The sequence below is a fragment of the Klebsiella sp. 10 genome, assembly GCF_018223925.1.
Taxonomy (GTDB): domain Bacteria; phylum Pseudomonadota; class Gammaproteobacteria; order Enterobacterales; family Enterobacteriaceae; genus Klebsiella; species Klebsiella pneumoniae.
Genome location: NZ_JAGRRB010000020.1, coordinates 1 through 26,358, shown reverse-complemented (window position 1 = coordinate 26,358; position 26,358 = coordinate 1). Strand labels below are relative to the sequence as shown.

The 26,358-nt window shown below is 54.9% G+C and carries 25 protein-coding genes; 8 read left to right on the top strand and 17 right to left on the bottom strand.

What is annotated here, in order from left to right; genetic code table 11:
• Nucleotides 1-372 precede the first annotated feature (372 nt).
• From KHQ26_RS22565 to asnC, 13 genes are all read right to left on the bottom strand, one after another.
• Nucleotides 373-792: a F0F1 ATP synthase subunit epsilon gene (locus KHQ26_RS22565; RefSeq protein WP_001251971.1), complete on the bottom strand. Its 420-nt coding sequence runs from the start codon at nucleotides 790-792 to the stop codon at nucleotides 373-375.
• 20 nt (nucleotides 793-812) lie between these two features.
• On the bottom strand, nucleotides 813-2,195 hold the full coding sequence (atpD, locus tag KHQ26_RS22560) for a F0F1 ATP synthase subunit beta (RefSeq protein ID WP_004144997.1): 1,383 nt from the start codon (nucleotides 2,193-2,195) through the stop codon (nucleotides 813-815).
• Between the two features lie 26 nt (nucleotides 2,196-2,221).
• Nucleotides 2,222-3,085 (bottom strand): F0F1 ATP synthase subunit gamma, encoded by an 864-nt coding sequence (gene atpG / locus KHQ26_RS22555; RefSeq protein ID WP_004144996.1) that lies wholly within the window; start codon nucleotides 3,083-3,085, stop codon nucleotides 2,222-2,224.
• A gap of 50 nt (nucleotides 3,086-3,135) precedes the next feature.
• Entirely contained in the window at nucleotides 3,136-4,677 is a 1,542-nt protein-coding gene (gene atpA / locus KHQ26_RS22550) for a F0F1 ATP synthase subunit alpha (protein WP_004144995.1), read from the bottom strand.
• A 12-nt stretch (nucleotides 4,678-4,689) separates the two neighbouring features.
• A complete protein-coding gene (atpH, locus tag KHQ26_RS22545; protein ID WP_004144994.1) occupies nucleotides 4,690-5,223 on the bottom strand; it encodes a F0F1 ATP synthase subunit delta in 534 nt (177 codons plus the stop codon).
• 14 nt (nucleotides 5,224-5,237) lie between these two features.
• Nucleotides 5,238-5,708, bottom strand: a complete 471-nt coding sequence (gene atpF / locus KHQ26_RS22540; RefSeq protein ID WP_004107293.1) for a F0F1 ATP synthase subunit B — start codon at nucleotides 5,706-5,708, stop codon at nucleotides 5,238-5,240.
• Nucleotides 5,709-5,758: 50 nt separating this feature from the next.
• Entirely contained in the window at nucleotides 5,759-5,998 is a 240-nt protein-coding gene (gene atpE, locus KHQ26_RS22535; protein WP_000429386.1) for a F0F1 ATP synthase subunit C, read from the bottom strand.
• 49 nt (nucleotides 5,999-6,047) lie between these two features.
• On the bottom strand, nucleotides 6,048-6,863 hold the full coding sequence (gene atpB, locus KHQ26_RS22530; RefSeq protein ID WP_004173838.1) for a F0F1 ATP synthase subunit A: 816 nt from the start codon (nucleotides 6,861-6,863) through the stop codon (nucleotides 6,048-6,050).
• Nucleotides 6,864-6,870: 7 nt separating this feature from the next.
• Nucleotides 6,871-7,251: a F0F1 ATP synthase subunit I gene (gene atpI, locus KHQ26_RS22525; RefSeq protein WP_004144991.1), complete on the bottom strand. Its 381-nt coding sequence runs from the start codon at nucleotides 7,249-7,251 to the stop codon at nucleotides 6,871-6,873.
• Nucleotides 7,252-7,867: 616 nt separating this feature from the next.
• Complete coding sequence (rsmG, locus tag KHQ26_RS22520) at nucleotides 7,868-8,491, bottom strand: 16S rRNA (guanine(527)-N(7))-methyltransferase RsmG (RefSeq protein WP_004151554.1); 624 nt, start codon at nucleotides 8,489-8,491, stop codon at nucleotides 7,868-7,870.
• 115 nt (nucleotides 8,492-8,606) lie between these two features.
• The gene (gene mnmG, locus KHQ26_RS22515; protein ID WP_004144989.1) at nucleotides 8,607-10,496 is read right to left on the bottom strand and encodes a tRNA uridine-5-carboxymethylaminomethyl(34) synthesis enzyme MnmG; all 1,890 of its coding nucleotides are present in this window, start codon (nucleotides 10,494-10,496) and stop codon (nucleotides 8,607-8,609) included.
• Between the two features lie 381 nt (nucleotides 10,497-10,877).
• Nucleotides 10,878-11,318 (bottom strand): FMN-binding protein MioC, encoded by a 441-nt coding sequence (gene mioC, locus KHQ26_RS22510; protein WP_004144988.1) that lies wholly within the window; start codon nucleotides 11,316-11,318, stop codon nucleotides 10,878-10,880.
• 99 nt (nucleotides 11,319-11,417) lie between these two features.
• Nucleotides 11,418-11,876, bottom strand: coding sequence for a transcriptional regulator AsnC (gene asnC, locus KHQ26_RS22505; protein WP_002882510.1), 459 nt, complete (start codon nucleotides 11,874-11,876; stop codon nucleotides 11,418-11,420).
• Nucleotides 11,877-12,027: 151 nt separating this feature from the next.
• Here asnC and asnA point away from each other — a divergent pair, with 151 nt between their 5' ends.
• Nucleotides 12,028-13,020, top strand: coding sequence for an aspartate--ammonia ligase (gene asnA / locus KHQ26_RS22500; protein ID WP_002882514.1), 993 nt, complete (start codon nucleotides 12,028-12,030; stop codon nucleotides 13,018-13,020).
• Between the two features lie 3 nt (nucleotides 13,021-13,023).
• Here asnA and viaA read toward each other — a convergent pair whose 3' ends face one another.
• Together viaA and ravA are read right to left on the bottom strand one after the other, a co-directional pair.
• The gene (gene viaA, locus KHQ26_RS22495; protein WP_002882517.1) at nucleotides 13,024-14,472 is read right to left on the bottom strand and encodes an ATPase RavA stimulator ViaA; all 1,449 of its coding nucleotides are present in this window, start codon (nucleotides 14,470-14,472) and stop codon (nucleotides 13,024-13,026) included.
• Nucleotides 14,469-15,968, bottom strand: coding sequence for an ATPase RavA (gene ravA, locus KHQ26_RS22490; protein WP_004151555.1), 1,500 nt, complete (start codon nucleotides 15,966-15,968; stop codon nucleotides 14,469-14,471). Before ravA ends, viaA begins: the two co-directional genes overlap by 4 nt.
• A gap of 217 nt (nucleotides 15,969-16,185) precedes the next feature.
• Between ravA and kup the strand changes: the two genes are divergently transcribed.
• The 7 genes from kup (at nucleotide 16,186) to rbsR (ending at nucleotide 24,093) form a co-directional block, all read left to right on the top strand.
• Nucleotides 16,186-18,054: a low affinity potassium transporter Kup gene (gene kup / locus KHQ26_RS22485; protein ID WP_002882520.1), complete on the top strand. Its 1,869-nt coding sequence runs from the start codon at nucleotides 16,186-16,188 to the stop codon at nucleotides 18,052-18,054.
• A 185-nt stretch (nucleotides 18,055-18,239) separates the two neighbouring features.
• Complete coding sequence (rbsD, locus tag KHQ26_RS22480; protein ID WP_002882527.1) at nucleotides 18,240-18,659, top strand: D-ribose pyranase; 420 nt, start codon at nucleotides 18,240-18,242, stop codon at nucleotides 18,657-18,659.
• Nucleotides 18,660-18,669: 10 nt separating this feature from the next.
• The gene (gene rbsA, locus KHQ26_RS22475) at nucleotides 18,670-20,175 is read left to right on the top strand and encodes a ribose ABC transporter ATP-binding protein RbsA (protein WP_002882529.1); all 1,506 of its coding nucleotides are present in this window, start codon (nucleotides 18,670-18,672) and stop codon (nucleotides 20,173-20,175) included.
• A 5-nt stretch (nucleotides 20,176-20,180) separates the two neighbouring features.
• A complete protein-coding gene (rbsC, locus tag KHQ26_RS22470; RefSeq protein ID WP_002882531.1) occupies nucleotides 20,181-21,146 on the top strand; it encodes a ribose ABC transporter permease in 966 nt (321 codons plus the stop codon).
• Nucleotides 21,147-21,173: 27 nt separating this feature from the next.
• Nucleotides 21,174-22,064 carry a ribose ABC transporter substrate-binding protein RbsB gene (gene rbsB / locus KHQ26_RS22465; protein WP_002882536.1) on the top strand — a complete coding sequence of 297 codons (891 nt, stop codon included), beginning with the start codon at nucleotides 21,174-21,176 and terminating at the stop codon, nucleotides 22,062-22,064.
• A 100-nt stretch (nucleotides 22,065-22,164) separates the two neighbouring features.
• Nucleotides 22,165-23,097: a ribokinase gene (gene rbsK, locus KHQ26_RS22460; protein WP_004173836.1), complete on the top strand. Its 933-nt coding sequence runs from the start codon at nucleotides 22,165-22,167 to the stop codon at nucleotides 23,095-23,097.
• A 3-nt stretch (nucleotides 23,098-23,100) separates the two neighbouring features.
• On the top strand, nucleotides 23,101-24,093 hold the full coding sequence (gene rbsR / locus KHQ26_RS22455; protein WP_016831327.1) for a ribose operon transcriptional repressor RbsR: 993 nt from the start codon (nucleotides 23,101-23,103) through the stop codon (nucleotides 24,091-24,093).
• Here the strand turns inward: rbsR and mdtD are convergent.
• Together mdtD and KHQ26_RS22445 are read right to left on the bottom strand one after the other, a co-directional pair.
• The gene (gene mdtD, locus KHQ26_RS22450; protein WP_002882539.1) at nucleotides 24,090-25,487 is read right to left on the bottom strand and encodes a multidrug transporter subunit MdtD; all 1,398 of its coding nucleotides are present in this window, start codon (nucleotides 25,485-25,487) and stop codon (nucleotides 24,090-24,092) included. The two genes, rbsR and mdtD, sit on opposite strands and share 4 nt — an antisense overlap.
• A 12-nt stretch (nucleotides 25,488-25,499) precedes the next feature.
• Nucleotides 25,500-26,201 (bottom strand): FadR/GntR family transcriptional regulator, encoded by a 702-nt coding sequence (locus KHQ26_RS22445; protein ID WP_002882540.1) that lies wholly within the window; start codon nucleotides 26,199-26,201, stop codon nucleotides 25,500-25,502.
• Nucleotides 26,202-26,358: the final 157 nt, after the last annotated feature.

The following is a 26,358-nucleotide window of genomic DNA, read 5'->3' as shown; positions in this document are numbered from 1 at the left end:
GATGCTATCCATAAAAAACGAAAGGCCACCTATCAGGTGACCTTCTTTTCCCGGTTTCACATCGCCAGTGTTGTCGTTTTGATGGGCGATACGTCGTGTCAGCGGGCGAGATAGCGCGGAGCTTAGAAGCTCAGGACGCTAAATTTAGCGATGATTTTATGGAACAGTTTCATGATGATTTCCTGACGCAGGTGCAGTTTATAACGCTCTTTTTTGTGATATACATCACATAAAAAGAGTTTACGCCTCCTCATTTAACTAATCAATAACAATTAAGGGTGAATGCTGTTTTCACTTCATCCGCTCGTCAGCAGCGGGCAATAAAAAAAGCCAGCCTGGAACCCAGACTGGCTTTTTACGTTCAAGCCGGTGTTACATCGCTTTTTTGGTCAACTCGATAACGCGCAGTTTAGCGATCGCTTTGGCCAGTTCCGCAGACGCCTGAGCGTAATCCACATCGCCGTGAGAGCTCTTAATGTGCTCTTCCGCTTTGCGTTTCGCTTCCAGCGCTCGCGCTTCGTCGAGGTCCTGACCGCGAATTGCGGTATCCGCCAGGACGGTCACGCTGCCAGGCTGCACTTCAAGAATGCCGCCGGACAGATAGATAAACTCTTCATGACCGTGCTGTTTAACGATGCGAATCATACCAGGCTTAATGGCGGTGAGCAGCGGCGCGTGGCCCGGGTAAATACCCAGTTCACCTTCGCTACCCGTTACCTGGATTTTTTCGACCAGACCAGAGAACATTTGTTGCTCTGCGCTGACGACGTCCAGGTGGTAAGTCATTGCCATATCACCCTCCGATTAAGGCGTTAAAGTTTTTTGGCTTTTTCCACGGCTTCGTCGATGGAACCGACCATGTAGAACGCCTGCTCTGGCAGGTGATCGTATTCGCCTTCCATGATGCCTTTAAAGCCACGGATGGTGTCTTTCAGCGCCACGTATTTGCCCGGAGAACCGGTAAAGACTTCTGCCACGAAGAACGGCTGGGACAGGAAGCGCTGGATCTTACGCGCGCGAGCTACCACCAGTTTGTCTTCTTCAGACAGTTCGTCCATACCGAGGATGGCGATAATGTCTTTCAGTTCCTGATAACGCTGCAGGATGGACTGAACGCCACGCGCGGTGTCGTAGTGTTCCTGACCAACAACCAGCGGATCCAGCTGACGGCTGGTGGAATCCAGCGGGTCAACGGCCGGGTAGATACCCAGGGATGCGATCTGACGGCTCAGTACTACGGTTGCATCTAAGTGAGCAAAGGTAGTGGCTGGGGATGGGTCAGTTAAGTCATCCGCCGGTACGTATACCGCCTGTACGGAGGTGATAGAACCGGTTTTGGTGGAGGTGATACGTTCCTGCAGAACGCCCATCTCTTCCGCCAGGGTCGGCTGATAACCTACCGCTGAAGGCATACGACCCAGCAGCGCGGATACTTCAGTACCGGCCAGGGTGTAACGATAGATGTTATCGACGAACAGCAGTACGTCACGACCTTCGTCACGGAATTTCTCAGCCATGGTCAGGCCGGTCAGCGCAACGCGCAGACGGTTTCCCGGCGGCTCGTTCATCTGGCCGTACACCAGGGATACTTTATCGATAACGTTGGAGTCGGTCATTTCGTGGTAGAAGTCGTTACCCTCACGAGTACGCTCACCTACGCCCGCAAACACAGAGTAACCGGAGTGCTCGATCGCGATGTTACGGATCAGCTCCATCATGTTTACAGTTTTACCTACACCCGCACCGCCGAACAGACCAACTTTACCGCCCTTGGCGAACGGACACATCAGGTCGATAACTTTGATACCGGTTTCCAGCAGTTCCTGAGAGCTGGACAGCTCTTCATAGGACGGTGCCGCGCGGTGGATAGCCCAACGCTCTTCTTCGCCGATGTCGCCTTTCATGTCAACCGGTTGACCCAGTACGTTCATGATACGACCCAGCGTTGCTTTACCTACCGGGACTTCGATCGGGTGCTCGAGGTCTTTTACATCCAGACCGCGGCGCAGACCATCAGAAGAACCCATGGCGATGGTACGTACGATACCGCCTCCCAGCTGCTGCTGAACTTCCAGCACCAGAACTTCATTACCATTCTGTACCTCAAGGGCTTCGTACACGCGTGGTACGGCATCCTGAGGGAACTCGACGTCGACCACGGCGCCGATTACCTGGACAATCTTTCCAGTAGCCATCTTAAATCCTCTACGAAATAACCTGGTTAAACCGCGGCGGCCCCCGAGACGATCTCGGTGAGTTCCTGAGTAATGCTGGCCTGACGAGCTTTGTTGTATACCAACTGCAGCTCTTTAATCAGGCTGCCGCCATTATCGGTCGCGGCTTTCATCGCCACCATACGGGCGGCCTGCTCGCTGGCCAGGTTTTCAACCACGCCCTGATAAACCTGAGATTCGACGTAGCGGCGCAGGAGGGTATCCAGCAGCGCTTTCGGATCGGGCTCATACAGGTAATCCCAGGATTTACGTTTCAGATCAGCATCTTCTGATGCCGGTAACGGCAGCAGCTGAGTGATCGTCGGAACCTGAGACATGGTGTTAATAAATTTGTTGCTGACAACGTACAGCTTGTCCAGACGGCCTTCATCATAGGCCTGCAACATCACTTTTACCGGGCCGATCAGTTCGGACAGGGATGGGTTATCCCCCATACCGGTCACCTGTGCAACCACGTTGCCGCCCACGGAGTTAAAGAAAGAAACGCCCTTAGAGCCGATCATTGCGAGGTCGCACTGAACGCCTTTATCGGACCATGCTTTCATTTCCGCCAGCAGTTTCTTGAACAGGTTAATGTTCAAGCCGCCGCACAGACCACGGTCGGTCGACACCACCAGGTAGCCCACGCGCTTAACGTCGCGTTCTTCCAGGTAAGGGTGCTTATATTCCAGATTACCGTTCGCAAGGTGACCAATCACTTTGCGCATAGTATCTGCGTAAGGACGGCTGGCCGCCATGCGCTCCTGCGATTTACGCATTTTGGAAGCGGCGACCATCTCCATCGCTTTAGTGATCTTTTGCGTGTTCTGGACGCTTGCGATCTTACTACGTATCTCTTTTGCGCCGGCCATGAGCTTCTCCTCAATGCCTTGCGGCCTGCCCTAAGACAGACCGCCAGACGTTACCAGGACTGGGTTGCTTTGAAGGAATCGAGGATGCCTTTCAGCTTGCCTTCGATTTCGTCGTTATAGCCACCGGACTGGTTAATCTCTTGCATCAGCGGAGCGTGATCACGGTCGACGTAAGCCAGCAGAGCGGCTTCGAAGCTACCGATTTTCGCCAGTTCTACATCAGCCAGGTAACCACGTTCTGCTGCGAACAGAACCAGAGACTGCTGCGCGACGGACATCGGCGCATACTGTTTCTGTTTCAGCAGCTCGGTCACTTTCTGACCGTGGTCCAGCTGTTTGCGGGTTGCATCGTCAAGGTCGGATGCAAACTGGGAGAACGCCGCCAGTTCACGATACTGCGCCAGCGCGGTACGGATACCACCGGACAGTTTCTTCATGATCTTGGTCTGCGCTGCACCACCAACACGGGATACGGAGATACCCGGGTTAACCGCAGGACGAATACCGGCGTTAAACAGGTTGGTTTCCAGGAAGATCTGACCATCGGTAATAGAGATTACGTTGGTCGGAACGAATGCGGAAACGTCACCCGCCTGCGTTTCGATAATCGGCAGCGCGGTCAGAGAACCGGTTTTCCCTTTCACTTCACCTTTGGTGAAGGCTTCAACGTATTCGGCGTTAACACGCGCAGCACGCTCCAGCAGACGAGAGTGGAGGTAGAATACGTCGCCCGGGAACGCTTCACGTCCAGGCGGACGACGGAGCAGCAGGGAGATCTGGCGATAAGCAACAGCCTGTTTAGACAGATCATCGTAAACGATCAGCGCATCTTCACCGCGGTCGCGGAAGTATTCGCCCATTGCGCAACCAGCGTATGGCGCCAGGTATTGCAGTGCAGCAGATTCAGATGCAGTCGCTACCACTACGATGGTGTTAGCCAGCGCGCCGTGCTCTTCCAGTTTACGCACCACGTTAGAGATGGTGGACGCTTTCTGACCGATAGCGACATAGACGCACTTGATGCCGGAATCACGCTGGTTGATGATGGCATCGATAGCCAGCGCAGTTTTACCGGTCTGACGGTCGCCGATGATCAGTTCACGCTGACCACGACCGATTGGGATCATGGCGTCAACGGATTTGTAACCGGTCTGTACCGGCTGATCGACGGACTGACGTTCGATTACGCCCGGCGCGATCGCTTCAACGGCGGAGAAACCGTCGTTTTCCAGCGGACCTTTACCATCAATTGGCGCGCCCAGGGTGTTAACCACGCGGCCCAGCAGGCCACGGCCTACCGGAACTTCCAGGATACGGCCAGTACATTTCACCTTCATGCCTTCGGCGAGGTCAGCGTACGGACCCATTACCACCGCACCTACGGAGTCGCGCTCCAGGTTCAGTGCGATAGCGTAACGGTTACCCGGCAGGGAGATCATCTCGCCCTGCATACATTCGGCAAGGCCGTGGATGCGGATAACACCGTCACTTACAGAAACAATAGTACCTTCGTTATGAGCTTCGCTCACAACATTGAACTGAGCAATGCGCTGCTTGATCAGTTCGCTGATTTCGGTGGAATTCAGTTGCATGCTCCAGTCCCCTTAAGACTGCAAGACGTCTGCAAGGCGCTCAAGACGGCCGCGTACGCTGCCATCAATGACCATATCACCCGCACGGATGATAATACCTGCCATAACAGACTTATCGATTTTGCAATTCAGCTTAACTTTGCGTGACAGACGTTTTTCCATCGCGCTGACGATCCTGGCAAGCTGTTCATCACTCAGTTGGTTGGCAGATATTACTTCTACCTCTGCGATGGCCTCACTGGCCGCGCGCAGGTGAATGAATTGCTCAAGAACGTCCGGGAGCACCTTCAGACGATTATTTTCCGCCATCACCTTAATCAGGTTCTGGCCATTTTCGTCGAGTTGCTCGCCGCAGATAGCGATAAACGCTTCTGAGAGCGTTTCCGGCGCCAAAGCACCGGAGAGAAGCTCTGCCATTTGGTCGTTTTTGGTCACTTCGGCGGCAAACGCCAGCATATCCTGCCAGCGTTCAACACTGTTGTGTTCGACGGCAAAGTCAAAAGCTGCTTTGGCGTAGGGGCGAGCTACCGTTACAAATTCAGACATCAGCCCCTCCCTCCTTACAGTTCAGCGACAAGTTTATCCACGATGTCGCTGTTAGCAGCTTCATCCACGGAACGTTCGATGATCTTCTCGGCGCCAGCAACAGCCAGGATAGCGACCTGCTTACGCAGCTCCTCGCGTGCACGTTTACGCTCAGCATCAATTTCAGCCTGCGCTTGTGCAACGATTTTGGTGCGTTCCTGTTCTGCTTCAGCTTTAGCTTCGTCCAGAATCTGAGAGCGGCGCTTGTTCGCCTGCTCAATGATTACCTGGGCTTCCGCTTTCGCTTTTTTCAGCTGGTCGGTCGCGTTGGCCTGTGCAAGGTCCAAATCTTTCTTAGCGCGTTCTGCAGAAGCTAAACCGTCAGAAATCTCTTTCTGGCGTTTTTCGATGGCAGCCATTAAAGGCGGCCATACGTATTTCATGCAGAACCATACGAAGATAACAAACGCGATGGCCTGGCCGAGGATTGTTGCGTTCATGTTCACAGCACAATACCTCTTTAATTAACTCTGTGGCTTAGGTTTCTAACAACTTACTACGCGACGGCGAACATCACGTACAGACCCAGACCTACAGCGATCATCGGGATAGCATCCACCAGACCCATAACGATAAAGAACTGAGTACGCAGCAGAGGGATCAGATCCGGCTGACGCGCTGCGCCTTCCAGGAATTTACCTCCGAGGATGCCGATACCGATCGCAGCACCGATTGCCGCCAGACCCATCATCACAGCGGCAGCCATGTACAGCAGATCCATATTCAGGTTTTCCATGACAGTCTCCAGTTTGTTTCAGTTAAAACGTAGTAGTGTTGGTAAAAAATCAATGCTCTTCAGATGCCATCGACAGATAGACAATCGTCAGAACCATGAAGATGAAGGCTTGCAGCGTAATAATCAGGATGTGGAAAATGGCCCAAGGCACATTCAGAACCCACTGTGACCACCACGGCAACAGACCAGCAATCAGAATGAAAATCAGCTCACCGGCATACATGTTGCCGAACAGTCGCAGACCGAGAGAGACCGGTTTGGACAGCAGGCTTACCCCTTCAAGGATTAAGTTGACAGGAATGAACGCCCAGTGATTGAACGGCTGCATGGTCAGTTCTTTAACGAACCCACCAACGCCTTTCATTTTGATGCTGTAGAAAATAATCAGGATGAACACGCCAAGCGCCATCGACAGGGTGATGTTCACGTCGGCAGACGGAACCACGCGCAGTGCAGGCAGGCCGAGTATGTGCTCACCGATCCAAGGTAAGAAATCGATAGGCAAGAGGTCCATCAGGTTCATCAGGAAGACCCAGACGAACACGGTCAGCGCCAGCGGCGCGATAACCTTGCTCTTGCCATGGTACATGTCTTTGACGCTGCCATGGACGAAGCCGATGATCATTTCGATGAAGGTTTGGAATTTCCCTGGTACGCCGCTGGTCGCTTTCTTAGCAACGCTACGGAACATGGCAAGGAACAGCAGACCGAGAACCACCGAGAAGAACATGGAGTCAATGTTGAGCGTCCAGAAGGTGGCTGTGTGGTTGTGCGGATCCACCAGCGAGAATGTACGCAGGTCCAACTGAAGGTTGTTCAGATGGTGTCCTATGTAATCCTGCGGCGTCATATTTTCTGAAGCCATGATGCCTTTACCCTTTGTTGTTAATTACAGCTGGCGCCAGAACTTGTACCACCAGCACCAAAACCCACGTCACGATCAGTGGCAAAAATACCACTTTTAAAACGGCCAGCGCCACTGCCAGAAGGGCGAAGGTCAGCAACACCTTGAAGGCTTCACCGAAGGCGAAGGTCCAGGCCACACGGCCTTTTGCTGGTGTATGCGCCTGATGACGCCAGGCAAAAATTATAAACATCAGATTTGGCAAGACCACTGCCAAACCGCCGCATACAGCGGAAATGCCCCAGAAGGGGTCTTTGAGGCTGAACAGCAGTCCACTTGCCATTACTGCCAGTAACTGAATAAACAGAAGCTTGCGAGCAACGTTTCGACTCAAGAGCGACACTGACATCACGTTTTTACTCCTGCTCCCTTTGAGGTATGTCGCGTGTCGTATAAAACGTCCTTTAAGACGAAGAGTCAAGCATCAAAAAGCGGACAAATTATACGGTGACGCCCCGTGATTTCAAACAATAAGTAGCAAAATAGTGAATAAATGTTTAATTATTTTCCAACGGACAACTTTCCGTGCATTTCAGCGTTCTGTGAGCGGTCATACAAAACTGCAAATAACGAGGAAACACGGCAATTAAAGCGTGCATCAGATCACATAATAAACATTTCAAGCGCCCTTTAATGAATCAAGGACATAAAACACTATTTTTCATGCTTTTGATATTCAAGATAAAAAGTGAGGACATTATCTAAAACAACCTCACATACAATAAAAACCTTTTATTGACATTTATAATAAAAATTTAACATCACTATGCTGTTCATCATTGTCGATTTTTAGCACCCTGATATTTTCAAAGTTGACTATTTTGTCAGTGAATCACTTACGCTAAGTTAACTGCAAGAAAAGCCTTAGTAAAAACAAGGTTAAATGCAGCCCGTTAATATCGGGGGACGTCCTTTATTTTTGTAACATGCGCGGGCCACATTTTTTCCACATTTTTTGATAAAAATTAACTCGATTTTGGCTTAATCACCACCAGGTGCCGCTCCCCTTCCAACCGAGGAACATGCAGCTCAATCACCTCGACAATGTCATACCCTTCCGGCAGACTTTCCATTTCTTCTTTTTGCGCTAACCCTTTGAGCGCATAGAAGTGACCATTCGCTGCCGGCAGATGATGGCACCAGCTCACCATATCATTAAGCGATGCGAAAGCGCGGCTTATCACGCCATCAAACGGCGGCTCGGCCGGGAAGGCTTCCACGCGGCTCTGCACCGGGGTGACGTTATCCAGCTTCAGCTCGTGCTGCACCTGACGCAGGAAGCGCACGCGCTTGCCAAGGCTGTCCAGCAGGGTGAAATGTGACTCCGGACATACGATGGCCAACGGGATCCCCGGCAACCCCGGGCCCGTACCAACATCGATAAAGCGCGAGCCCTGCAGATAAGGCGCCACGATGATGCTGTCGAGAATATGACGCACCAGCATCTCATTCGGATCGCGAACGGAGGTCAGGTTATAGGCTTTGTTCCACTTATCGAGCAGTCCGACGTAAGCCACCAGCTGATTTTTCTGGTGATCGGTGAGCGAAATACCCGCTTCATCCAGCAGACGAGAAAGTTTGTTGAGCACGGTAAGTACCTTCAAAAAATAATGAGCCCGGAGGCGCTAACGCTTACCGGGCTATGAATGATAAAGGCGAACGCTGATTATGCAACTGGGAAATCAGCGCGGCAGGCAGCCGCAATCAGGCGCTGCGGCGCAGCATCCCCTGCTTTTTCAGCCAAACCAGCAAAATAGAGATCGCCGCCGGGGTGATCCCGGAGATACGTGACGCCTGCCCTATCGACGACGGTTTATGGTCGTTCAGTTTGGCAATCACCTCGTTAGACAGCCCAGTGACCTGGCGGTAGTCGAGGGTCGCTGGCAGCAAGGTATTCTCATTGCGCTGTTGTTTCTCAATCTCATCCTGCTGGCGCGCGATATAGCCCTCATACTTCACCTGGATCTCTACCTGTTCAGCCGCCTGACGATCTTCCAGTCCCGGGGTGAATGGCGAGAGTTGAACCAGCTGTTCGTAGGTCATTTCCGGACGACGCAGCAGATCTTCGCCGCTGGCTTCACGCGACAACGGCGCGGTCAGGTGAGCGTTCACTTCGTTGGCGCTCTCTGCCTGCGGATTCACCCAGGTGGATTTCAGACGCTGGCGTTCACGTTCGATGCTTTCCAGCTTCTCGTTGTAACGTGCCCAGCGTTCGTCATCCACCAGACCCAGCTCGCGCCCCTGTTCGGTCAAACGCAAATCGGCGTTGTCTTCGCGCAGCATCAGACGATATTCAGCGCGGGAAGTAAACATGCGGTACGGTTCTTTGGTACCCAGGGTGCAGAGGTCATCTACCAGCACGCCGAGGTAAGCCTGATCGCGACGCGGCGCCCAGCCCTCTTTTTCCGCAGAGAAGCGGGCGGCGTTAAGTCCGGCCAGCAGCCCCTGAGCCGCCGCCTCTTCATAACCGGTGGTACCATTGATTTGGCCGGCGAAGAACAGACCCTGAATAAATTTGCTCTCAAGCGTTGGCTTCAGATCGCGCGGGTCGAAGAAATCGTACTCAATAGCGTAGCCTGGACGGACGATCCGCGCATTCTCCATCCCCTGCATCGAGCGGACGATTTGCATTTGCACATCAAACGGTAGGCTGGTGGATATACCGTTCGGATAAATTTCGTTTGAGGTCAGTCCTTCCGGCTCGAGGAAGATCTGATGCTGGTTGCGATCGGCAAAGCGCATGACTTTGTCTTCGATCGACGGGCAATAGCGAGGTCCGATCCCTTCGATCACTCCGGCGTACATAGGACTGCGATCGAGGTTATTGCGGATCACATCGTGGGTTTTCTCGTTAGTGTGGGTGATATAGCACGGTACCTGGCGCGGATGCTGATCCGCGGATCCCATGAACGAGAAGACCGGCATCGGGTTATCGCCATGCTGCTGCGCCAGCACGCTGAAATCGATGGTGCGCGCGTCAATACGCGGCGGAGTACCGGTTTTCAGACGACTTACGCGCAGAGGCAATTCACGCAGACGACGAGACAGCGGGATAGACGGCGGATCGCCGGCGCGGCCGCCGCTGTAGTTGTCCAGACCAATATGGATTTTGCCGTCAAGGAAGGTCCCGACAGTCAGCACTACCGCTTTAGCGCGGAATTTGAGGCCCATCTGGGTGACGGCGCCCACGACGCGATCGTTTTCGACAATCAGATCTTCAACCGCCTGCTGGAAGATCATCAGGTTCGGCTGGTTCTCCAGCGCGGTACGTACTGCCTGACGATAAAGCACGCGGTCAGCCTGGGCGCGGGTGGCGCGCACTGCCGGTCCTTTGCTGGCGTTTAGTATCCTAAACTGAATACCCGCCTGATCGATCGCTTTGGCCATCAAACCGCCGAGCGCATCCACTTCTTTTACCAGGTGTCCTTTCCCAATGCCGCCAATCGCCGGGTTGCAACTCATTTGCCCCAGCGTGTCGATATTGTGTGTCAAAAGCAGGGTTTGTTGACCCATACGCGCTGCGGCCATTGCGGCCTCAGTGCCTGCATGACCCCCGCCAATGATAATGACGTCAAAAGGATCCTGATAAAACATGGTGGTCTGCCTCGCATAAAGCGGTATGAAAATGGATTGAAGCCCGGGCCGTGGATTCTACTCAACTTTCGTCTTTCGAGAAAGACTCCGGGATCCTGAGTATTAAAAAGAAGATCTTTATATAGAGATCTGTTCTATTGTGATCTCTTATTAGGATCGACTCTCTTTGTGGATAAGTCGGATCCGCGAAGTAAGATCAAAAGCTTAAGAAGGATCACTATCTGTGAATGATCGGTGATCCTGGTCCGTATAAGCTGGGATCAGAATGAAGGGTTATGCACAGCTCAAAAACCATACTACGGTTATTCTTTGGATAACTACCGGTTGATCCAAGCTTTTAAGCATGGTTATCCACAGAAGATCGGACGATCTTTACAATTCTCAGAGCAAATTTTTCCAAGATCCCAGCCAGATTTCCGCTGGATCCTCCGGAATTTCGTGTTCAAGGACGTTGATCTTCAGCGTCTCACCGATCTGTTTTGCCCCGCAGGCCTTCAGCGCCGCTTCTAATTTATCGATCGCGCCGCAAAAGGTGTCGTATTCGCGGCTGCCGATCCCTATAGCGCCAAAGCGCACGGCGGAAAGATCGGCCTGCTTCTCCTGCAGCGCGTCATAGAAGGGAACCAGGTTGTCGGGAATGTCGCCGGCGCCATGGGTGGAAGAGATAATTAACCAGATCCCTTGCGCCTGCAGATCGTCCACCAGCGGACCGTGCTGGATTTCAGTGCTATAGCCGGCTTCTTCCAGCTTTTCCGCCAGATGCTCTGCTACATATTCCGCACTGCCCAGGGTGCTGCCGCTGATAAGTGTAATGTCTGCCATAGATCGCCGATCGCCCGCTCAACTGTTCAGAGTGGCGTATTGTACGCTGTGAGCGAGCTGGGATCTACCTGTGGAAAAATGTGGGATTAAAAAAAGCGATCAGGGCTTGATGGTGCGCATGATCGGGTTCTGCAGCACGATCAGAGTTTCAGTGGACTGAATTTCATCGATTGTTTGGATCTTGTTGATAAGTACCTGCTGCAGAGCATCGATGGATTTACACATCACCTTAATAAAGATGCTGTAGTGGCCGGTGGTGTAGTAAGCCTCGGTGACCTCCTCCAGACTTTCCAGGCGGGCGAGGGCGGAGGGATAGTCTTTGGCGCTTTTTAAAATAATGCCGATGAAGCAACCGACGTCGTAGCCCAGCTGCTTGGGGCTGACGTCAATGCGCGCGCCGGTAATGATACCCGCCTGCTTCATCTTTTCGACGCGCACGTGAATGGTACCCGGGCTGACGCTGAACTGTTTGGCCAGTTCGGCATAGGCGGTACGGGCGTTGGCCATCAGCGCATCAAGAATGCCGCGGTCCAGATTGTCGATCTGATAATTTTCCATATCTTTTTCTTATGAAGTTTGAGGGTTCTTACTATTTTAGCGCCATATTTTAATGAATTAAAAGTTGATGCGCCTTTTTATTGATTGATTATTGTATTGCCGCCCTGTTTTGTTGCTTAATCAATGGCAACAGGACGCAGGAGTCATAAAAATGAAAACCGCATATATCGCAAAACAACGCCAGATCAGTTTCGTTAAATCCCACTTTTCCCGTCAGCTGGAAGAGAAGCTTGGCCTGATTGAAGTCCAGGCGCCAATCTTAAGCCGCGTGGGCGATGGGACGCAGGATAACTTGTCCGGCTGCGAGAAAGCGGTTCAGGTAAAAGTGAAAACACTGCCCGACGCCCAGTTCGAAGTGGTTCATTCGCTGGCGAAGTGGAAGCGTCAAACCCTGGGACAACACGACTTCAGCGCGGGCGAAGGGCTGTACACGCACATGAAAGCCCTTCGCCCCGATGAAGACCGTCTGACGCCTATCCATTCCGTCTATGTTGACCAGTGGGACTGGGAGCGCGTGATGGGGGATGAAGAGCGTCACGTCGGCACCCTGAAGGCAACCGTCGAGGCGATCTACGCCGGGATCAAAGCCACCGAGCTGGCGGTCAGCCAGGAGTTTGGCCTGACGCCGTTCCTGCCGGAACAGATCCATTTTGTTCACAGCCAGGAGCTGCTGAGCCGCTATCCGGAGCTTGATGCCAAAGGTCGTGAGCGGGCTATTGCCAAAGAGCTGGGCGCCGTCTTCTTAATTGGTATCGGCGGCAAACTAGCTGATGGCAAGCGCCACGACGTGCGTGCGCCGGATTATGATGACTGGAGTACTGAGGTTTCTGAAGGTTTTGCCGGCCTGAACGGCGATATCCTGGTGTGGAACCCGGTGCTGGAGGATGCGTTCGAGATCTCCTCGATGGGGATCCGCGTTGACGCCGAGGCGCTAAAGCGCCAGCTGGCGCTGACCGGCGATGAAGATCGCCTGAAACTGGAGTGGCACCAGGCGCTGCTGCGCGGCGAGATGCCGCAGACTATCGGCGGCGGCATTGGCCAGTCTCGTTTGACGATGCTGTTGCTGCAGCTTGACCATATTGGTCAGGTGCAGTGCGGCGTATGGCCGGCGCAGGTTCGCGAAAGCGTTTCCGCGCTGCTGTAACGATTAGCGCCGCCAGCGTCGCAGCAGGCGGCTACGCAGCCCGGTGTCAAAGCGCCAGATATGATCGAAGATGCGCATGATGCCGGGTTTGCCGTGAACCGACATCGCCACCGCGTGAAAACGGTGCTGATGCTTACGCTGTAACTCCCCCACTTGAGCAATCACCTCATCCGGCAACCGTTGGGCAATAAAGTCGGAGATCACCACGGCATCCGCATCCACCCACTGCGGGTTTTGCAAACGTTCAATAATGGCGCGAAAACAGCTGGCCAGATCGGTGCCGCCGCGAAAACGCTGGCTCAGGAAACGGATCGCCTGCTCCAGTCCGCTCTCGCTGGTCAACTCGTAATGCACCACTTCGCTGGAAAACAGCATAATGAAGCAGCGACGGTTATCGGCCAGCGCGATGCGCATCAGGGCCAGACAAAAGGCCTTAGCGCACTGTTCGTTAAAACCGCCCATCGATCCTGACGTATCGACGCAGACAATGAACGGCCCGCGCGGTTGCTCATCAAAATCCTGCCGCGTTACCGGGCGTTCGGTAATTTTCTCGCGCCAGGCATCGCCGTGTAGCCGGTAGGTGAGCAGCTGTTTCTCCACCAGCTTGCGATAAAATTCAAACTCCAGCTCCGTGATGCCAAGCGTCGCCAGCTCCGGCGGCAGCAGGCGTAGAATGTCGTCGCTCTGCTGGAGGCCGTCGACCTGTTCAGGCACCGTTGCCGGCTCGCGTACCAGGCTGCGGAAGGTTTCCATCGGCGCATCTTTCTTCGGCACGGATTTCGCTTCCCTTGAACGCCCCAGCTGTTCCGCCAGCTGCAGCAGCTCCGGTTGCTGGTTAAGAAAATCGCCATAGCGCACGATCAGCTGGTAGTCGCCTCGTTTGAGTTCCCCGGCGCTCATATCCCACAGGCGTCCGGCGGCGGTATCATTTTCCGCCAGCACCGGATCGAGCTGACCGCTGAGCGTCATTCGTTCCTGGACCTCACTGAGCAACTGGTCGCGCTCCTCGTCCAGCAGCTGCTGGTTAAGGCTGGTGGCTTGCACCACCAGGCTCAGTCGCCAGCGCTGTAAAAACAGCGTATGCAGCGCCGGGGTAAAGGTGGCATTGTCATCCACCAGCTTCTGCGCCTGGGCGGCAAAAGGGGACTGGAGCTGGTGCAGTTTGCCGAGAATTTGCGGGAGCTGGACGATAAACTGCGAGGTAGAGAGCAGCTGAGCCTGCTGATAGGTTTGCACTTCGGCGTCCAGATCCGGCGGGATGTTAACTTCTTTTAAGCGGGCGCGAACGGCTTCCCGCCAGCGCGGAATATCCGCCGCGATGATGTTTTTCAGGCGGGGAAATTTTTCAAAGAACACCGCCAGTTGAGGAGAGGCCAACAGCGCCAGCAGCATCTCCTCGATCATTCCCTCTTCGCTGACTGCCAGCATGACATTCAGCATATCGAGCGTCATGGCTGCTTCGCCTGTTTAATCTGCGCGCCGACGTCCTGCAGGCTGGCTTCGATTCTTCCCAGCCATTCGACCGGGATAAACAGGCACTTTTGCTGCTCGCTGAAGCGGTTGTGTTGCTGGTGCCACTCATCATCCAGCGCTTCCAGCTGCTGGCGAATTTCCGCCGGCATATTCTCCTGCGCTGCGCTGCCGGGCAGCGCGAGGCGTGAGCCCTGCAGGCTCACATCGCGGACGACCAGATGCTGGCTGGTGTCGACATCCATATTGAGTAGTTGGGCAAAGCCGATCCCGTTGAGCTTACCGCGGATCTCGCCGCCCTTTTCCAGCCAGTTGGCTAACGCCTCGCGTTCAAAAGTAATGTGGATCACTTCCATATCGTGAAGTTTGAGCGGCTGCTGCAGCAGCAGCGTCAGGGTGGTTCCCTGGATCTCCGCCGGCAGTTCATAGTGCGGTTTGCGGCTAAACATCCCGCCAAGGCGGGTGACCTTCAGCGCCGTTTTGTCGCTTTGCTGTTGTTGGATCTGAATGCGTCGCTGCACAATCGCCCCCAACCGCGTCAGCATCGCCTGCTGTTGCCAGGCGTGACAGGTCATGAGCGTTTCCAGCTGCTGCGACATCAGGTTCATACTTTCGACGTTGTGCCACAGACAATCTTTCAGCAGGATTAGGTCGATCGGCGCGATGCTGTCGCGGCCGCTGAAGAAGGCGCTGGCCTGCAGCAGGCGAATAGCCTTTTTCCAGCGGCGATCCGAGACGTAGGGGGCATTTGGCAGGGCGTCCAGCTGCTGGCGGAGCTGGAATATCAGCTCAAACACCGCGTCCGGCAGTTTAATATTGCCGATCTGCTGCTGCCATTGGGTAAATTCCTCGTCGCTCACCTGCAGCGCGCTGGGCACTGGATTGCTGTTTTCATCCTGCTGGCTGACCAGCATCGAACGGAAATTACCTTTATCCTGCACTTTATCAAGCCATAGACGGATCAGCATTCGGTCATACAGCGCTTCCAGGCTGCTGTCGGCTTCCGGGAGTTCGTTCGACGCGGCCACCAGCAGGCGCATTGGGATTTTCTCTTCATGCGCGCCATTGCGGAAGTGACGTTCGTTAATCGCCGTCAGTAGGGTGTTGAGGATAGCCGGACCTGCTTTCCATATTTCATCGAGAAACACGATTTCCGCTTCCGGCAGGTAGCCGGCGGTTAAACGTTCGTAACGGCCTTCATCTTTCAGCGCCTGAATGGACAGTGGCCCAAAAACCTCTTCCGGGGTGGAGAAGCGGGTCATCAGGTATTCAAAAGCGCGCGCCTGCTGGAAGGCGAATTTGAGGCGGCGGGCAATCAGGCTTTTGGCGATCCCCGGTGGACCAAGCAAAAAAACGCTCTCGCCGCTGAGCGCCGCCAGCAGGCAGAGGCGTATCGCGTGGCTGCGTTCAAAGAGTCCTTTTTCGAGTGCCGCGCTGAGCCGGGAAATTCTTTCAGCCAGTAAATGTGTTTGAGCCATAATTGAGTTGCGTGCTTTGTCATGTATCGTTATTGGGACGAGTATAGATGTTAGAGCCGGGGCGGTAATAGCCTGAAGAATCGATTTATTTTTTTTGAGCCAGGTTAATATGGTGTCTGTTAGGGGTACGATTTCACAAATAATCGTGCATACTGTGCGCTTTTTGTGGGCCAAGGGACTAGGCACACATTTGTTTTATAAACGAAAAGACTAGTCTATGAGCACTGATAATAAACAATCGTTGCCGGCGTTAACGCTGGCGGCCATCGGCGTGGTGTACGGCGATATCGGTACCAGTCCACTGTATACCCTGCGCGAATGCCTGTCAGGTCAGTTTGGCTTTGGCGTAGAGCGCGATGCCGTTTTTGGCTTTTTGTCGCTGATTTTCTGGCTGTTAATCTTTACCGTATCGATTAAATACATCACCTTCGTGATGCGGGCGGATAACGCCGGGGAAGGCGGGATCTTAACGCTGATGTCGCTGGCCGGACGTAATACTTCGGCCAGAATGACCTCCGTGCTGGTGATCCTCGGCCTTATCGGCGGCAGTTTCTTCTATGGCGAAGTGGTGATTACCCCGGCGATTTCGGTAATGTCGGCGATAGAGGGGTTAGAAATTATCGCCCCGCAGCTCGATACCTGGATTGTCCCTATCTCCATTATCGTGCTCACCCTGCTGTTTGTGATCCAGAAGCACGGGACTGGCATGGTCGGCAAGCTGTTTGCGCCGATTATGCTGATCTGGTTCCTGTTGCTGGCGGTGCTGGGCGCGCGAAGCATTTACGCTAATCCGGAAGTTCTGCAGGCGCTGAATCCCTACTGGGCTGTGCACTTCTTCCTGCAATACAAGACCGTTTCCTTTATTGCGCTTGGCGCGGTGGTGCTGTCGATTACCGGGGTGGAAGCGCTGTACGCCGATATGGGCCACTTCGGCAAACTGCCGATCCGCGTCGCCTGGTTCTCCGTCGTGCTGCCCTCGTTGGTGCTGAACTATTTTGGCCAGGGCGCGCTGCTGCTGAAGCACCCGGAAGCGATTAAAAACCCGTTCTTCCTGCTGGCGCCTGAGTGGGCGCTGATCCCGATGCTGATTATCGCCACGCTGGCGACGGTTATCGCCTCCCAGGCAGTGATTTCCGGGGTCTTCTCCCTGACCCGTCAGGCAGTGCGTCTGGGCTATCTGTCGCCGATGCGCATTATCCATACCTCGGAAATGGAGTCCGGGCAGATTTACATTCCGTTCATTAACTGGCTGCTGTACGTTTCTGTGGTCATCGTTATCGTCAGCTTTGAGCATTCGTCTAACCTGGCGGCGGCGTATGGTATCGCCGTAACGGGCACCATGGTGCTGACCTCCATTCTGTCGGCGACCGTGGCGCGCAAAAACTGGCACTGGAACAAGCTGTTTGTCGGTCTGATGCTGGTGGCCTTCCTGTGCATTGATATTCCGCTGTTCTCGGCGAACCTCGATAAGATTGTCTCCGGCGGCTGGCTACCGTTGTCCCTGGGGATGGTGATGTTTACGGTGATGACGACCTGGAAGAGCGAGCGTTTCCGCCTGCTGCGCCGGATGCACGAGCATGGCAACTCGCTGGAAGCGATGATCTCTTCGCTGGAGAAGTCACCGCCAGTGCGTGTGCCGGGTACTGCGGTGTATATGTCCCGCGCCCTGAACGTGATCCCGTTTGCCCTGCTGCATAACCTGAAGCACAACAAGGTGCTGCATGAGCGAGTGATCCTCCTGACCCTGCGTACCGAAGATGCGCCTTACGTGCATAACGTTCGCCGGGTGCAGATTGAGCAGCTGTCACCGTCCTTCTGGCGGGTGGTGGCCAGCTACGGCTGGCGGGAAACGCCTAACGTTGAAGAGGTGTTCCACCGCTGTGGCCTGGAAGGACTCAGCTGCCGGATGATGGAGACCTCGTTCTTTATGTCGCATGAGTCGCTGATTATCGGCAAACGGCCATGGTATCTTCGCCTGCGCGGCAAGCTTTATCTGCTGCTGCAGCGTAACGCCCTGCGGGCGCCGGATCAGTTTGAGATCCCGCCAAACCGGGTTATCGAGCTCGGTACCCAGGTCGAAATCTGATGTCAAAAAAGCCCTTCCATTGCGAAGGGCTTTTTGTTTCTCACTCCGGTTGTTATGTCCTGTCGCTGCCTCGCGAAACGTTTCGATGGCGATCACATTTCTCTCTTCTGGTGATGGTTTTCTGCTCACACATTGATAATAATTATTTTAGCGAAACGTTTCGCTAGTGGAGCAAAAGAGAAAAAATGAAAAAAGGCACCGTACTTAACGCTGATATTTCCGCGGTCATTTCCCGCCTGGGCCACACCGATACGCTGGTGGTCTGCGATGCCGGATTACCGGTTCCCCGCAGCAGCACGCGCATTGATATGGCGCTGACTCAGGGCGTACCTTCATTTATGCAGGTGCTGGAAGTGGTGACGACGGAAATGCAGGTTGAAGCGGCTGTCATCGCGGAAGAGATTAAAACCCATAATCCGCAGCTCCACGCGACGTTGCTCACTCACCTCGAGCAGCTGCAGCAGCACCAGGGAAATACCATTGAAATTCGTTACACCAGCCATGAGCAGTTCAAAAAACAAACCGCAGACAGTCAGGCGGTAATTCGCAGCGGGGAGTGTTCCCCGTTTGCGAATATCATTCTCTGTGCCGGCGTCACGTTCTGAGGTCGCCGTCATGGAAGCCTTATTGCAACTGAAAGGGATCGACAAAGCGTTCCCTGGCGTCAAGGCGCTCTCCGGCGCGGCGCTGAATGTCTATGCCGGCCGGGTGATGGCGCTGGTAGGGGAAAATGGCGCCGGCAAGTCCACTATGATGAAGGTGTTGACCGGGATCTACACCCGTGATGCCGGCTCTTTGCTGTGGTTAGGCAAAGAGACGACCTTTAACGGCCCAAAATCCTCCCAGGAAGCCGGGATCGGCATTATCCATCAGGAACTGAACCTGATCCCTCAGTTGACGATCGCCGAGAACATCTTCCTTGGCCGCGAGTTCGTTAACCGTTTTGGCAAAATCGACTGGAAGCAGATGTATGCCGAAGCCGACAAGCTGTTGGCAAAGCTGAATCTCCGCTTTACCAGCCAGAAACTGGTGGGCGATCTATCGATTGGCGATCAGCAAATGGTGGAGATCGCCAAAGTGCTGAGCTTCGAATCGAAAGTCATCATTATGGATGAACCGACCGATGCGCTGACCGATACCGAAACCGAATCGCTGTTCCGCGTCATCCGCGAACTGAAGTCGCAGGGGCGCGGTATCGTCTATATCTCCCACCGTATGAAAGAGATCTTCGAGATTTGCGACGACGTGACGGTCTTTCGTGACGGGCAGTTTATCGCCGAGCGCGAGGTCTCGTCGCTGGATGAGGACCGACTTATCGAGATGATGGTCGGCCGTAAGCTGGAAGACCAATATCCACACCTCGATAAGGCGCCCGGCGCGGTGCGCCTGAAGGTCGACAACCTCTGCGGCCCGGGGGTGGATAACGTGACCTTTACCCTGCGCCAGGGGGAGATCCTCGGCGTTGCCGGGCTGATGGGCGCCGGGCGGACCGAACTGATGAAAGTGCTGTACGGCGCGTTGCCGCGCAGCAGCGGTTCCGTGACGCTCGATGGCCGCGAAGTGGTGACCCGTTCGCCGCAGGATGGTCTGGCGAACGGCATTGTCTATATCTCCGAAGACCGTAAGCGCGATGGTCTGGTTCTCGGGATGTCGGTAAAAGAAAACATGTCCCTGACGGCGCTGCGCTATTTCAGCCGGGCGGGCGGTAGTCTTAAGCATAAAGATGAACAGCAGGCGGTGAGTGATTTCATCCGCCTGTTTAACGTGAAAACGCCGTCCATGGAGCAGGCGATCGGCCTGCTCTCCGGCGGCAACCAGCAAAAGGTCGCCATCGCCCGCGGGCTGATGACCCGGCCGAAGGTGCTGATCCTCGATGAACCGACCCGCGGCGTCGACGTCGGGGCGAAGAAAGAGATCTACCAGCTCATCAACCAGTTCAAAGCCGACGGCCTGAGCATCATTCTGGTCTCCTCCGAGATGCCGGAAGTGTTGGGCATGAGCGATCGCATCATAGTGATGCATGAAGGGCATCTCGGCGGTGAATTCACACGCGAGCAGGCCACCCAGGAAGTATTGATGGCTGCCGCTGTGGGCAAGCTTAACCGTGTGAATCAGGAGTAAGAAAGATGACAACCCAGGCTGTTTCTGGTCGCCGCTATTTCACAAAAGCGTGGCTGATGGAGCAAAAATCGCTGATTGCCCTGCTGGTGCTGATCGCGGTGGTATCGACCATGAGCCCCAACTTTTTTACCGTCAATAACCTGTTCAATATTCTGCAGCAAACCTCCGTTAACGCCATTATGGCGGTAGGGATGACGCTGGTCATACTGACCTCGGGGATCGATCTGTCCGTCGGCTCCCTGCTGGCGCTCACCGGTGCGGTGGCAGCGTCGATCGTTGGCATTGAGGTTAATGCGCTGGTGGCGGTCGCGGCTGCCCTCGCATTAGGTGCGGCGATCGGCGCAGTCACCGGGGTGATTGTAGCGAGAGGCCGCGTGCAGGCCTTCATCGCCACCCTGGTGATGATGCTGCTGCTGCGCGGCGTAACCATGGTGTACACCAACGGCAGCCCGATCAATACCGGCTTTAGCGATAATGCCGATCTGTTTGGCTGGTTTGGCATCGGGCGTCCGCTGGGGATCCCGACGCCGGTATGGATCATGGCGATTGTCTTCCTGGCGGCCTGGTACATGCTGCACCATACTCGCCTGGGCCGTTATATTTATGCCCTGGGCGGTAATGAAGCGGCGACGCGTCTGTCCGGGATTAGCGTCAATAAAGTTAAAATTATCGTTTACGCCTTGTGCGGAATGCTGGCTTCGCTGGCCGGGATCATCGAAGTGGCGCGTCTCTCCTCCGCGCAGCCGACGGCGGGGACGGGCTATGAGCTGGACGCCATTGCGGCGGTGGTGCTCGGCGGCACCAGCCTCGCTGGTGGCAAAGGACGCATTGTCGGCACGCTGATTGGTGCGCTGATCCTTGGCTTCCTGAATAATGGTCTTAATCTTTTAGGCGTTTCTTCCTATTACCAGATGATCGTTAAAGCGGTGGTGATTTTGCTGGCGGTACTGGTAGATAACAAAAAGCAGTAACTGAGAACTCTACAGGACATCTTAACTATGAATATGAAAAAACTGGCGACCCTGGTCTCTGCTGTTGCGCTAAGTGCGACCGTTAGCGCGAACGCGATGGCCAAAGACACCATCGCTCTGGTTATCTCTACCCTCAACAACCCGTTCTTCGTGTCGCTGAAAGACGGCGCGCAAAAAGAAGCTGACAAGCTGGGCTACAACCTGGTGGTGCTGGATTCCCAGAACAACCCGGCGAAAGAGCTGGCGAACGTCCAGGATTTAACGGTGCGCGGCACCAAGCTGCTGCTGATCAACCCCACCGACTCTGATGCCGTTGGCAACGCCGTGAAGATGGCGAACCAGGCGAAAATCCCGGTCATCACTCTCGACCGTCAGGCGACAAAAGGCGATGTTGTGAGCCATATCGCCTCTGACAACGTGCAGGGTGGGAAAATGGCTGGCGATTACATCGCGAAAAAAGTGGGTGAAAGTGCAAAAGTCATTGAGCTGCAGGGCATTGCCGGAACTTCTGCGGCGCGCGAGCGTGGCGAAGGCTTTAAACAGGCCGTGGCGGCGCACAAATTCAACGTCCTGGCCAGCCAGCCGGCCGATTTCGACCGCACCAAAGGCCTGAACGTGATGCAGAACCTGCTGACCGCACATCCTGACGTCCAGGCAGTGTTCGCGCAAAATGATGAAATGGCGCTGGGCGCCCTGCGCGCGCTGCAGACTGCAGGCAAGTCCGATGTGATGGTGGTTGGATTTGACGGCACTCCGGATGGCGAAAAAGCAGTAAACAGTGGCAAACTGGCGGCGACCGTCGCACAGTTGCCGGAGCAGATCGGCGCGAAAGGCGTTGAGACTGCTGATAAGGTACTGAAGGGCGAAAAAGTGGAAGCTAACTACCCGGTTGAGCTGAAGCTGGTCGTTAAGCAGTAATATGCGATTCGGACTGGCAACGGTCCGAGGGACAATATAAAAAAAGAAAAGCAGGGCATGCGCCACCGGATCCCGGTGGCGCGCTTTCCCGGGAACAGAAATGATGAAAACTGCAGGCAAACTTGTCGTCCTTGGCAGTATCAATGCCGATCACATTCTTAACCTTGACGCTTTCCCGACGCCGGGCGAAACCGTCACCGGCCACCATTATCAGGTGGCGTTCGGTGGAAAAGGGGCCAACCAGGCGGTGGCCGCCGGGCGCAGCGGAGCGGATATCGCGTTTATCGCCTGCACCGGCGATGACGATATCGGTGAACGCATCCGTCGTCAGCTGGCGAGCGATAAAATCGACGTGGCGCCCGTGCGCGCGGTTGCCGGGGAAGCGACCGGGGTGGCATTAATTTTCGTTAACGCCGAAGGTGAGAATGTCATCGGTATTCATGCCGGCGCCAATGCGGCGCTTTCCGTCTCCCAGGTTGAGGCGGAAAAAGAGCGTATCGCCAGCGCACAGGCGTTGTTGATGCAGCTGGAGTCGCCGCTGGAGAGCGTCATAGCGGCGGCGAAAATCGCCCATCACCATCACACCACCGTGGTGCTGAACCCCGCGCCAGCGCGTGAGCTACCGGATGAACTGCTGGCGCTGGTGGATATTATTACCCCTAACGAAACCGAAGCGGAAAAGCTGACCGGTATTCGCGTTGAGAGTGACGAAGATGCGGCAAAAGCCGCCAACGTGCTGCATGCCAAAGGCATTGGTACGGTGATGATCACCCTCGGCAGCCGCGGCGTCTGGCTCAGTGCCGAAGGCGAAAGCCGCCGGATCCCAGGGTTTCGCGTACAGGCCATTGATACTATCGCGGCCGGTGATACCTTTAACGGCGCGCTGGTGACCGCGCTGCTGGAAGGGACCGCCCTGCCGGAGGCGATTCGCTTTGCGCATGCCGCAGCGGCGATCGCCGTAACCCGCAAAGGCGCTCAGCCGTCCGTGCCGTGGCGCACAGAGATCGATGAATTTTTAGCGCAACAGGGGTAATGCTTGGCTACGATGAAAGATGTGGCCCGCATCGCGGGCGTTTCCACATCGACGGTGTCACACGTCATCAATAAGGACCGCTTTGTCAGCGAGGCGATTACCGCCAAAGTTGACGCTGCGATCAAAAGCCTCAACTACGCCCCCTCTGCGCTGGCGCGTAGCCTCAAGCTCAATCAAACCCGTACCATCGGCATGCTGATCACCGCCAGTACCAATCCGTTTTATTCGGAGCTGGTGCGGGGCGTGGAGCGTAGCTGCTTTGAGCGGGGTTATAGCCTCGTGCTCTGCAATACCGAAGGTGATGAGCAGCGAATGAATCGTAATCTGGAGACGCTAATGCAAAAACGCGTCGATGGATTACTCCTGCTGTGCACGGAGACCCATCAGCCCTCCCCGGAAATCATGCAGCGCTATCCGTCGGTACCGACGGTTATGATGGACTGGGCCCCCTTTGATGGCGATAGCGATCTGATTCAGGATAACTCGCTGCTCGGCGGCGATATGGCGACCCAGTATCTGATTGACCAGGGGCATTTACGCATTGCCTGTATTGCCGGCCCGCTGGATAAAACCCCGGCGCGCCTGCGTCTTGAAGGCTATCATGCCGCGATGGCGCGCTGCGGCCTGCCGGTTGCCGAAGGATATGTGGTGACCAGTGATTTTGAGTTTGGCGGCGGGTTTAGCGCGATGCAGCAGCTGCTGGCGTTGCCGCAGCGTCCGCAGGCGGTGTTTGTCGGTAACGATGCGATGGCGGTTGGCGCTTATCAGGCGTTATACCAGGCCGGGCTGCAGATTCCGCAGGATATGGCGCTGGTGGGCTACGATGATATTGAGCTGGCACGTTATATGACGCCGCCATTGACCACCATTCACCAGCCAAAGGATGAGCTGGGGGAACTGGCCATCGACGTACTGATCCATCGCATGGCCGATCCGCAGCAAAAACAGCAGCGCGTTCAGTTAACGCCGGAGCTGGTGGTGCGCGGTTCCGCTTAGCGTTTATGCCGCTCGCTAATCAGGTTGCGGCCATCCTTCGCTCTTAACAGCATAAACATCAGCGCCGATATAATGGTTATCACGCCCATGGTTATAAAGGTGTAGTGAAACTGCTGTACCGTGCTTGCATTATCAAAACCTTCATAGAAGCGTAGCACCGCAGCGCTGATGGCCACCCCGAGACTAATTGAAAGCTGCTGGGTGACGGCCAGCAGGCTGTTGCCGCTGCTGGCATTATCATCGGTCAGATCGGCCAGGGTAATGGTATTCATGGCGGTAAACTGCGTGGACATCGCCATCCCCAGCACGAACAGCGGCAGAAGAAGCATCCACAGCGGCATCTCTGGCGACTGCAGCGAGAACTGGGCGATCATAAGGCCAATAAACACGGTGATCCCCACCAGGGTCTTACGATAGCCAAACCAGCGCAGCACCTGGGTAACGGTGGATTTCGCAATAATCGAGCCGATAGCGGTGGGGGCGATCATACAGCCGGCGATAATGGCCGGATAGCCGAAACCAACCTGCAGCATCAGCGGCATCAGAAACGGTACGCAGCCGGTACCCAACCGCGTGGCGAGGTTGCCGGCAATGCCGACCGAGAACGTATGGGTCTTAAATAAAGAGAGCGAGATAAGCGGCGTCGGATGGCGACGCGCGTGACGCACATAGGCCACGAGCAGTAACAGACTGACGGCAATCACGGCCAGCGCCTGCCATGTCGCCACGATTTTTTCCCCAAACAGTTCAATACCGCTGGAAAATAACACCAGACTTAAGCCAAATAACAGAAAACCGCCTATATCGAAGCGTCGGCGCGGCGTTGTGAAATTTGGCATGTATTTACGGGCGTACAGAATGCCAATTACGCCGATCGGAATGTTTATCAGGAAAATCCAATGCCAGCTGGCCCAGGTCACAAATACCCCGCCGAGTACCGGGCCCAGAATCGGCCCCACCAATCCCGGCATGGTGACAAAGTTCAGGACCGGCAACAGTTCGCTGCGGGGGTAGGCACGCAGCAGGGCCAGCCTCGCTACCGGCATCATCATCGCCCCACCGATCCCCTGAATTACGCGAAAAATAACCAGTTCCGTTAAGGAACTGGAGAGGGCGCAGGCGAGGGAACCGAGGGTGAACAGGCTAACGGCGATGATAAAGACCCGGCGCGTGCCGAAGCGATCTGCCAGCCAGCCGCTGACCGGGATCAGCATCGCCACCGTCAGCGTATAGCTGATAATGGCCGACTGCATCGCTAAGGGAGAACGATTAAGACTGTGGGCGATAGCCGGGAGGGCGGTGTTAAGAATGGTGGCATCCAGCGCCTGCATAAAGAAGGCCATCGCCGCGATCCACGGCAGGCCAGCCATGCTGCGCCCTTTTTTTCCGCTCATGCCAAATCCTTGTTATTGATTTACGTGGTGTGGGGCGTTCAACAATGCCTGGCAGGCGAGCAATGCCCCCGGCGCATCACTGTTAAGAATGGCATCGACAATCGCCTGGTGGAGATCGAGCTTCACCACTTCATTTTGCGTAATCGACGTGAAGTAGGTGTGGTAGACCGAATGAAACAGCGAGGCGAAAGAGCTGAGGAAAGGATTACCGCTCATTTCATAGATATGTTCATGCCAGGCCATATCGACTTCTATCCAGCGTTCGCGCTGAAAATGGCGTTTCAGAGCAATCATCTCTTCCATTAATGTATTGAGCTGCGCTTTTTGCCCGGCGGTGCCGTTGGCGGCGGCGAGAAAGCAGGCCTGTGGCTCCAGGCTGCTGCGCATGACGAGAAAGTGGCTTACCACCTCTTCGAAGTTATCTTCTGTTAGCCACCAGGAGAGCAGTTCCTTATCAAGGAAATTCCAGCTGCTGCGCGGCATCACCCGGGTGCCAATGCGAGGGCGGGGCAGCAGCATGCCTTTTGCAGTAAGCGTCTTCACTGCTTCGCGGACGGCGGTACGGCTGACGCCGAACTGCTCCCCCAACTCCATTTCGCCGGGAAGAATGCTTTCCGGCTGATATTCGCCAGTCAGTATTTTTTGGGCGAGCTTTTCGGCCAGTACCCAGGAGATGTTCTTTTGTGCCGCCAGTTGCTGTGCGCTTAAAGACATAAATGCCGTTCCTTTCTTTCCTCTACTCTAACAGTATGCCACCAGGCGCCCCGTTTCGTCGGTTAAAACGGCAAAACGGCGGTTTTTTGCGACATTCCTCGCCGCATTGTTGAAAAAAGAGACGGTTGAAAACTTTTTTTGCATTTCCCCTTGTCAC